Origin of the sequence: Reichenbachiella sp. MALMAid0571 (genome assembly GCF_040151475.1) — a bacterium.
Taxonomy (GTDB): Bacteria; Bacteroidota; Bacteroidia; order Cytophagales; family Cyclobacteriaceae; genus CAXBNB01.
Window position 1 is genome coordinate 1 of the sequence record NZ_JBDKWG010000036.1, and the last position, 9,153, is coordinate 9,153.

Sequence of the window (9,153 nt, forward strand, 5' to 3'; positions counted from 1 at the left end):
CTTCAGTGCATACCTCATGGTAAACCACCTTGCAGCTTACTAATGGTTCGAGACACGACTCTCGCCCATAAGGGACTTGCACCCTATAAATTAATACCCTACTTTTATGTAGGGAAAGATGCCCATGCTGGGCACACACAAGTGCTATGAATGAATGGGGTTTCATCGGTCAGGATACTTTCGTGGGGATTGGAATGTCCGCCACAAGTTTTAAATTTAAATCAAGGCGTGGCTATGTGCGAGCGGAAAGGTTAGTGCTTTCTAATCCCCGCTCATCATAGCTGGTCGTTGTATGCCATGCGGGAACGGAGAAAAACCCACCGCACATTTTAGCACATTTGGATTTTGCCAACGCACAAGCCCACCCGAAAAAACCAAAAGAGCTAAAATCTCCCCACGCTCGGAGGACGATAACAATCCGAACTATTTTTATATTGAAAAACGAGATAGTTAAAATTAAAATACTATCTTGTCGGGATAATTTTAAGCGTACATGAACCGAATAAAGGAAGTACTCGAACAGAAGGGGATTAAGCAGACTTGGTTGGCGGAGAAGCTTGGTAAAAGCTACAACATGGTGAACGGCTATGTGCAGAACAGACAACAACCTAGACTGGAAATACTTTTTGAGATAGCTAAAATCCTTGGGGTTGAAGTGAAAGATTTGATTAACGAAGAAAAGAAATAGCAATATATGTCAGAAGACCAGAAGAAACAGCTCGAACAGCAGCTTTGGAATATAGCCAACACCCTAAGAGGCAAAATGAATGCAGACGAATTCCGTGACTATATTTTGGGATTCATTTTCTATAAGTATCTGGCTGAGAAAATGGAAATTTATGCCAACGATATTTTAAAGCAGGACAAGCTGAATTATCGTGACATTAAAGAAAATACCGGACAAGGCAAGGAATATATTGAAGCCATCAAAGAGGAATCTTTGGAGAAGTTGGGGTATTTCTTAAAACCTTCTGAACTGTTTAGCGAAGTGGCTAAAAGAGGTAATGGTAATGGCGACAAAGAAAGTGGTAGCAATTTCATACTTGAAGACCTGCAAAAAATCCTGATTAACATTCAGAACAGCACCATGGGAACGGATAGCGAAGAGGACTTTGACCACCTCTTTGAAGACATGGACTTGAACAGTACCAAATTGGGTAAATCTCCAGAAGCTCGAAATGAAATAATTGCTAAGGTGCTGTCGCACCTTGACAAAATTGATTTCAAACTGGAGCAAACCGAATTGGACGTATTGGGTGATGCTTATGAATATCTGATTGGTCAATTTGCCAGCGGAGCAGGAAAAAAAGCGGGTGAATTTTACACGCCACAAGAAGTAAGTATGGTGTTGGCAAAGTTGGTAACAACTGGAAAAAGTAAACTTAAATCTGTCTATGACCCCACTTGTGGTTCAGGTTCCCTATTGCTTCGAGTAGCAAAGGAGGTACAAGAGGTGAGCAACTTTTACGGACAGGAACTTAACAGAACGACCTATAACCTTGCCCGAATGAACATGATTTTGCACGGTGTGCATTATCGAAAATTCGACATCAAACAAGAAGACACCTTAGAGCACCCACAGCACATTGATAAGCAGTTTGAAGCGATTGTCGCCAATCCTCCTTTCTCTGCTCAATGGAGTGCAAATCCATTATTTACAAGCGATGACCGATTTAGCCAATATGGCAAACTCGCCCCAGGAAGCAAGGCAGATTTTGCTTTTGTGCAACACATGGTGCATCATTTGGCGGAAAATGGAACTATGGCGATCGTTTTACCGCACGGTGCATTGTTCAGAAGTGGAGCAGAACAACATATTAGACGCTATTTGATTGAAGACCGAAACTATTTGGATGCGGTCATCGGATTGCCTGCCAACTTATTTTATGGTACACCGATTCCGACTTGTATCATGGTCTTCAAAAAGTGTAGAGAAACTCCTGATAATGTCTTGTTCATCAATGCTGCCGAACATTTTGAGAGAGGCACGCAAAACACTTTGCGACCAGAAGATATTGAGCGGATTATTTCAACATATCGAGAAAGAAAAGAGGTCGAGAAATACAGTAATCTAAGTACGCTTGACTTCATTGCCGAAAACGAATACAACCTCAACATTCCCCGGTATGTAAACACCTTTGAAGAAGAAGAGCCAGTGGACATCAGTGCAGTTGCTCAACAGCTCAAAAAGCTAGAAGGAGAAATGAAAAACACGGATGCGGAGTTAATCGCATTTTGTAAAGAACTAAATATTGATACGCCTTTTTAATCACCTACTATTATGAAATCAGAAGAAATAAAAGCACTTTTTTCGCAATTTGAAGCAGCAGCAGCCGAACTGGAAGGCGTTGAATGTTGGAGTGCAAGAGAACTACAAGATTTGCTAGGTTATAGCAAGTGGGAAAACTTTGAAAAAGTAATTCAAAAAGCCAAAGATGCCTGTAAAAATGCAGGTGAAGAGGTAGTTTATCATTTTCCTGACGTCAGGAAAACGATACCAATGCCCAAAGGTGCTGAAAAAGAGATAGATGACATCTTGCTTACGCGTTATGCTTGTTACTTGATAGCTCAAAATGGTGATAGCCGCAAAGAGGAAATTTCCTTCGCACAAAATTACTTTGCGGTACAAACCCGTAGAGCTGAGTTAGTTGAGCAGCGTTTGTTGGAATACGAACGTGTAAAGGCAAGGGAAAAACTAAGCCAAACAGAAAAACAGCTATCGGGCATTTTGTATGAAAGAGGTGTAGATAGCCAAGGCTTTGCCATTATCAGAAGCAAAGGGGATCAGGCTTTGTTCAGATTAAATACCCAAACACTCAAACGAAAAATGGGTGTGCCAGCCAGCCGACCAGTGGCTGACTTTTTACCTACCATCAGCATCAAAGCCAAAGATTTGGCTGCTGAGATGACAGGTCTAAATGTGCAAAACAAAGACCTGAAAGGACAATCAAAAATTGAGAAAGAACATATCGACAACAACAAGGCAGTAAGAGAGATGCTTACCAAAAGAGGTATTGTACCTGAAAACTTGCCACCAGCCGAAGATGTGAAGAAGCTTCAGCGAAAACTCGATGGCGATGAAAAGAAAATAATTAAGGACACCAAAAAGAAAAAGTAGCATGCGGCAAATGAAGGATTTACAACTCTATGTAGGTACAAAAGAGGAATACCAATTTGCTCGGCAAAAAGGAATGAAAATCGTTTGTGCATTGCAACGTGCCAACGGATTCGTAACACACCAGTCTGTGGTCGGTTGGCAAGGCAGAGGTTGTAATCCGGATAGTCCTTATTATTTATTCAAGCGTGATCCAGATGCTATTTATCTGAACATGATAGATGGAGAAGACCCTAAATATGTAAATGATGAAATGATAAATCCTGCTTTGGATTTCATCAACCAACATTTAATTGGTGGAAATTCCGTTTTTGTGTATTGCAGTCTGGGAGAATCGAGAAGTCCATCTATTGCTCTGATGTACCTATTGGAAAACAACCTAATTGAGAAAAACACAAATACTTTGGCTCTTTTCAAAAGAGAGTACTACCCGTTATATAATCCAAAAAATGGTAACTTATTTTACATTAAAAGAAGATGGGGAATTTAAATAAAGTACCAACTATACGTTTCCCTGAGTTTAAAGACGCTTGGCAGCACAAAAAGCTAAGTGAATTTTTGAAGGAAGCAAAAAAGCGAAATGGTGATTTAAAATACGGCAAAGAACATGTGCTTTCCGTTTCTGGTGAATTGGGCATAGTAAACCAAATAGAACATTTGGGCAGAAGCTATGCAGGTGTCTCTGTACACCAATACCATGTGGTGGAAGTGGGCGACATTGTGTACACCAAAAGCCCATTGAAAGCCAATCCTTTTGGAATTATCAAGCTCAACAAAGACAAGGCGGGCATTGTCTCAACGCTGTATGCGGTGTACAATGTAAAAGAACAAAATGCTTATGGCCCGTTTCTGGATTATTACTTCTCCTTAGATGCCAATACCAACCGCTATTTACGGCCACTGGTAAAGAAAGGTGCGAAAAACGACATGAAGATCAACAACGCTTATGTGTTGCACGATAGAATCTTCGCTCCTTCTATTCCCGAACAAAAACGCATAGCTACTTTCTTCACTGTACTGGACAAAAAGATAACCCAACTCAAAGAAAAGAAAGCCATGCTGGAGCAATACAAAAAAGGCGTAATGCAAAAACTCTTTACTCAGGAGCTGAGATTTAAGGATGAAAATGGAAAGGAGTTTCCGGAGTGGGATGAAAAAAACATTGGAGAAATATTTTCCATTTTTAATGGATATGCCTTTTCAAGCAATGATGCGAAAAATGAGGGTGTGCCTTGGGTTAAGATTGCAGATGTAGGCATCCAAGAAATGAAAAAAGAAAATCTTTCTTTTCTGCCTGAAGATTTTCTCGAAAAGCACAAAAAATTCATTTTGAGAAAAGGTGATTATGTTATTGCATTAACAAGACCAATATTAAGTGGTGAATTAAAAATCTCAGTAATTGATGATTTTTTTGATAACTCGCTTCTAAATCAACGTGTTGGGAAAATAGTAAGTGAAAATAATACAACGTTTATTTATTACATGCTTCAGCAGTCTTGGCTAATTAAAGCCATTGAAAACAATATTGCAGGAACGGATCCACCAAACCTCTCACCAAGTGAAATAAATTATATAAAAATTGAAATCCCTAAAGTACCTGAACAGAGAAAAATTGCTCAGTATCTAAGTTCAGTTGATAGGAAAATACAATCAAGCTATGCTCAATTGGTATTCTTAAAGGATTTTAAAAAGGGACTAATTCAAAGAATGTTTTGTAATTGATTATGGCTAAACAACCCGAACAAATACTCGAAGAACAATTGGTGGTGCAGCTGCAAAAGCTGGGGTATGGCTTGGTACATATCAAGGATGAAACGGAACTGATTGCCAACCTCAAAAGTCAATTAGAAAAGCATAATAATATACAGTTTAGCCCCAAGGAGTTTGAGAAAGTGCTTAACATCCTGAGCAAAGGTTCGGTATTCGAAAAAGCAAAAACCCTACGGGAAAAACAGCACATTGTGCGAGACAATGGCGATAACCTCTACTTCGAGTTTATCAATACCGAGTATTGGTGTCAAAATCAGTTTCAGGTCACCCATCAGGTAAGCATGGAAGGCACCTACAAAAATCGCTATGATGTTACCCTACTTATCAATGGTTTGCCATTGGTGCAAATAGAACTCAAACGCAGAGGTTTGGAACTCAAAGAAGCCTTTAACCAAATCAACCGCTACCAACGGCATTCGTTTGGAGCTAACTCAGCATTGTTCCAGTATGTACAGTTATTCATTATCAGCAATGGGGTCAATACAAAGTATTATGCCAACAATAGGCATCAGAGTTTCAAACAAACCTTCTACTGGACAGATGTAGAAAATAAGCGACAAACCAATATCCTCAATGGTTTCACAGATACGTTTTTAGAGCCTTGCCATATCAGCAAAATGATCTGCAAGTACATCGTACTCAATGAAACCAACAAAATATTGATGGTGCTACGCCCCTACCAATTTTATGCGGTAGAAGCCTTAATCAATCAGGTTCAAAACAGTACGCACAATGGCTATATCTGGCACACCACAGGTTCAGGTAAAACACTGACAAGTTTTAAAGCCAGTCAAATCTTGATGAACCTGCCACAGGTCAAAAAAGTGGTATTTGTGGTGGACAGAAAAGATTTGGATTACCAAACCAACAAAGAATTCAACAGCTTTAGCAAAGGCAGCATAGACGGCACAGCCAACACCAAAAGTTTGGTCAAGCAATTTTCAGACGATACCAAACTGATTGTTACCACCATTCAAAAGCTCAATACTGCCATAAGCAAAAAGCAGTATTTGGGCAAAATGGAACTCATGCAAGACGAACGCATAGTTTTCATTTTTGACGAATGTCACCGTTCGCAGTTTGGCGAAACGCATAACCGTATTAAATCCTTCTTCAACAACATTCAGATGTTCGGTTTTACAGGCACACCAATTTTTGCCGACAATGCCGTAAAGAATGAATTAGGAAAAAGAACCACCAAAGAGCTCTTTGGCGAGTGTCTGCATAAATATGTGATTACGGATGCCATCAAAGATGAAAACGTATTGAAGTTTTCGGTGGAATATGTAGGCAGGTACAAGCGAAAAGAAACCGCAACTGAAATCGACATTGAGGTGGAAGACATTGACACTAAAGAGCTGATGGAATCACCAGCACGTTTAGAAAAAATTGCAGACTACATCATTGCCAATCACGACCGAAAAACACACGGAAAAACCTTTACTGGAATGTTTTGTGTAAGCAGTGTGGAAACCCTCATCAAGTTTTACGACCTACTGCAACGCAAAAAAGAAGAAGGCAAACACAATCTAAAAATCGCCACTATTTTCAGCTATGCAGCCAACGAAGAGGATGCAGATGCCAATGGGTTTTTACCAGAAGAACTTTCTGTAGTGGAAGAACCGCAAGCACTTTACGGTTTGCAAGCACATAGTCGTGAAAAACTGGACGAGTTTATCGGGCATTACAATGAAATGTTTGAGACGAAATTCTCCACCAAAGACAGTGAGAGTTTTTACAACTATTACAACGACATTTCTAAAAAGGTAAAAGAAAGAAAAGTGGATATCCTGCTAGTCGTGAATATGTTTTTGACAGGTTTCGATAGCCCGACTTTGAATACCTTGTATGTAGACAAAAACCTGAAATATCACGGCTTGATACAAGCGTATTCAAGAACGAACAGAATCATCAACGAGCAGAAATCGCAAGGTAACATTGTGGTTTTCCGCAACCTGAAAAACGCCACTGACAAAGCCATTACACTTTTCAGTAACAAAGAAGCGATAGAAGTAATTATTATGAAGCCTTACGAAGATTATGTAGGGAAATTCAATGAAGCCTTTATCGAGTTGCTGAAAATCACACCAACTGTAAACAGTGTCAACGATCTGCAAACGGAAGATGACGAACTGGCTTTTATCAAAGCGTTCCGTGACTTGATGCGAATTAAGAACATCCTGGCTGCTTTCTCCGATTTTCAATGGGCAGATCTGGCAATGAATGAACAGCTTTTTGAGGACTACAAAAGCAAGTACCTTGACTTGTATGACAAAGTAAAAAACGACCATCAAAAAGAGAAAGTATCCATCTTGGAAGATGTGGACTTTGAACTGGAACTCATCCACCGCGATGAAATCAATGTCGCTTATATTATCCAGTTGCTCATCAAACTGAAATCGGACACACAAAAAGACGTTTCCAAAACCGAGAAGGAAATCTTTAACCTCCTGAACAATGAAGCTCACTTGCGTAGCAAACGAGAATTGATTGAGAAGTTTATTCAGGAAAACCTTCCAGTCATAGAAGACAATGACGATGTACCACAGGAATTTGAAAAATTCTGGAACGAAGAACAGCAGAAAGCCTTTTCTGAACTGGTAAAAGAAGAAAACCTAAGTTCTGAAAAAACGGAAAAACTGATAGAAGATTATCTCTTTGCCGAACGTGAACCACTCCGTGATGAAGTGCTGGAACTGATTGATGGAGAAAAACCAACCTTGCTTCAACGCAAGAAAACAGGTGACAGAATCCTAAGTAAAATCTTAGGCTTTGTAGAGACTTTTATAAATGGGATGACCAAATGATATGATAAACCTAATATTTAGATTATTTCTCACATTTAATGCTACCTCCTTGATTTTGGTAGTGTATTTAGTGAAAGAGCAACAGGTAATAAATGGCTTTAATAGCTGAAATATGAAAATAACAGATTTACCATCATATCAAGAAGTAACCGACTATCTGGCCAAGCAAAAGAACAGACCCAAGCATTTATTATTGGGCAATGGGTTTAGCATGGCGTACAGTACTGAAATATTTTCATACAACGCATTATACTCTTTCATTGAAAGTTTGGATAGTGAAATCCTCACAAAACTGTTCAAAATCATCAATAACAAGAATTTTGAGTTGGTGATGCAACAAGTGGATAATTTCATCCAAATGGCAGAAGCCTTTAGTTCAGATCAATCTTTTGTACAAAAACTAAAAGATGCCAACCAAGAACTGCAGGAAAGCTTGATCAAAGCCATCAAGAAATTACACCCCGAACACACCTATGAAGTATCAGACGAAAAAAGTGCTTCCTGTTTTAAATTCCTATCTGACTACTTGGACAAAGACGGCAAGGTATTTTCAACAAATTATGACTTGCTGTTGTATTGGGTGACCATGCGAAATGCATCCAAAAAGGCAAATGATGGGTTTGGTAAAGAATTAGAAAACGAGGAAGATCTGAAAAAGGGTGGAGAAGCAGAGTTTTCCGAATTGCTGTGGGGGCCGAATAAATCAGGACAAAGCATTTTTTACGTTCATGGGGCTTTACATCTTTTTGATACTGGTATTGACATCATAAAAGAAACCTACACGTCTGGAACATACCTACTCAAAAACGTACAGAAAAGGCTAGACAAAAAGCATTATCCTATCTTTGTAACGGCAGGAAATGGAAAGGAAAAGCTCAATCATATCGTTCATAACAAATATCTCACGGACTGCTATGATAACCTCTCAGAAATTACAGGTTCTCTGGTAACCTTCGGTTTCAATTTCGGTGAATATGATACACATATTATTAATGCTATCAACAAAGCTGCAAAGTATCGCAAAGATGATGGTCGGGATGGAATGCTTTTAAGTGTATATATTGGTGTATATACTGATGATGATTTGAAGCACATTGAATCAATTAAGCATAAATTCAAGTGTAAAAAAGTAAACTACTACAATGCAGGAACAGTGAATATTTGGAATGGTTAGTCGCTCAAGAAGCTACCACCCCTCCTCAGCCATACACATTGCCAAGTCGCTCAAAGCAGCCGCACAAACCAAAACTTGTCAAAGAGTATGTCTGCCCACCGCACAGTGGTAAACCGAAACGGAAGTGTTCCAAAAGGAAAAATGGCACGGCATACAATCGAGTAGATGGCCAGTGAGCAAATAGCCCACTGGTGCACCTCTCACACCACCGTACGTACGGGTCTCGTATACGGCGGTTCATCGAATCGAAGGTTGCGTATTCTGGTAGTAGGAAAGCATTGATTCAT

At 39.5% G+C, this 9,153-nt stretch carries 7 protein-coding genes; all 7 read left to right on the plus strand.

Going from position 1 to position 9,153, the window contains the following annotated elements:
* Positions 1-493 precede the first annotated feature (493 nt).
* Positions 494-688, plus strand: a complete 195-nt coding sequence (locus tag AAOP42_RS00485; protein ID WP_349526487.1) for a helix-turn-helix transcriptional regulator — start codon at positions 494-496, stop codon at positions 686-688.
* A 6-nt stretch (positions 689-694) separates the two neighbouring features.
* Complete coding sequence (locus tag AAOP42_RS00490; RefSeq protein ID WP_349526488.1) at positions 695-2,269, plus strand: type I restriction-modification system subunit M; 1,575 nt, start codon at positions 695-697, stop codon at positions 2,267-2,269.
* 12 nt (positions 2,270-2,281) lie between these two features.
* Complete coding sequence (gene dinD, locus AAOP42_RS00495) at positions 2,282-3,118, plus strand: DNA damage-inducible protein D (protein WP_349526489.1); 837 nt, start codon at positions 2,282-2,284, stop codon at positions 3,116-3,118.
* A gap of 1 nt (position 3,119) precedes the next feature.
* A complete protein-coding gene (locus AAOP42_RS00500; protein WP_349526490.1) occupies positions 3,120-3,605 on the plus strand; it encodes a hypothetical protein in 486 nt (161 codons plus the stop codon).
* A complete protein-coding gene (locus tag AAOP42_RS00505) occupies positions 3,593-4,837 on the plus strand; it encodes a restriction endonuclease subunit S (protein WP_349526491.1) in 1,245 nt (414 codons plus the stop codon). Before AAOP42_RS00500 ends, AAOP42_RS00505 begins: the two co-directional genes overlap by 13 nt.
* Positions 4,838-4,839: 2 nt before the next feature.
* Positions 4,840-7,692 carry a type I restriction endonuclease subunit R gene (locus tag AAOP42_RS00510; protein ID WP_349526492.1) on the plus strand — a complete coding sequence of 951 codons (2,853 nt, stop codon included), beginning with the start codon at positions 4,840-4,842 and terminating at the stop codon, positions 7,690-7,692.
* Between the two features lie 112 nt (positions 7,693-7,804).
* The gene (locus tag AAOP42_RS00515) at positions 7,805-8,866 is read left to right on the plus strand and encodes a DUF4917 family protein (RefSeq protein ID WP_349526493.1); all 1,062 of its coding nucleotides are present in this window, start codon (positions 7,805-7,807) and stop codon (positions 8,864-8,866) included.
* Positions 8,867-9,153 lie beyond the last annotated feature (287 nt).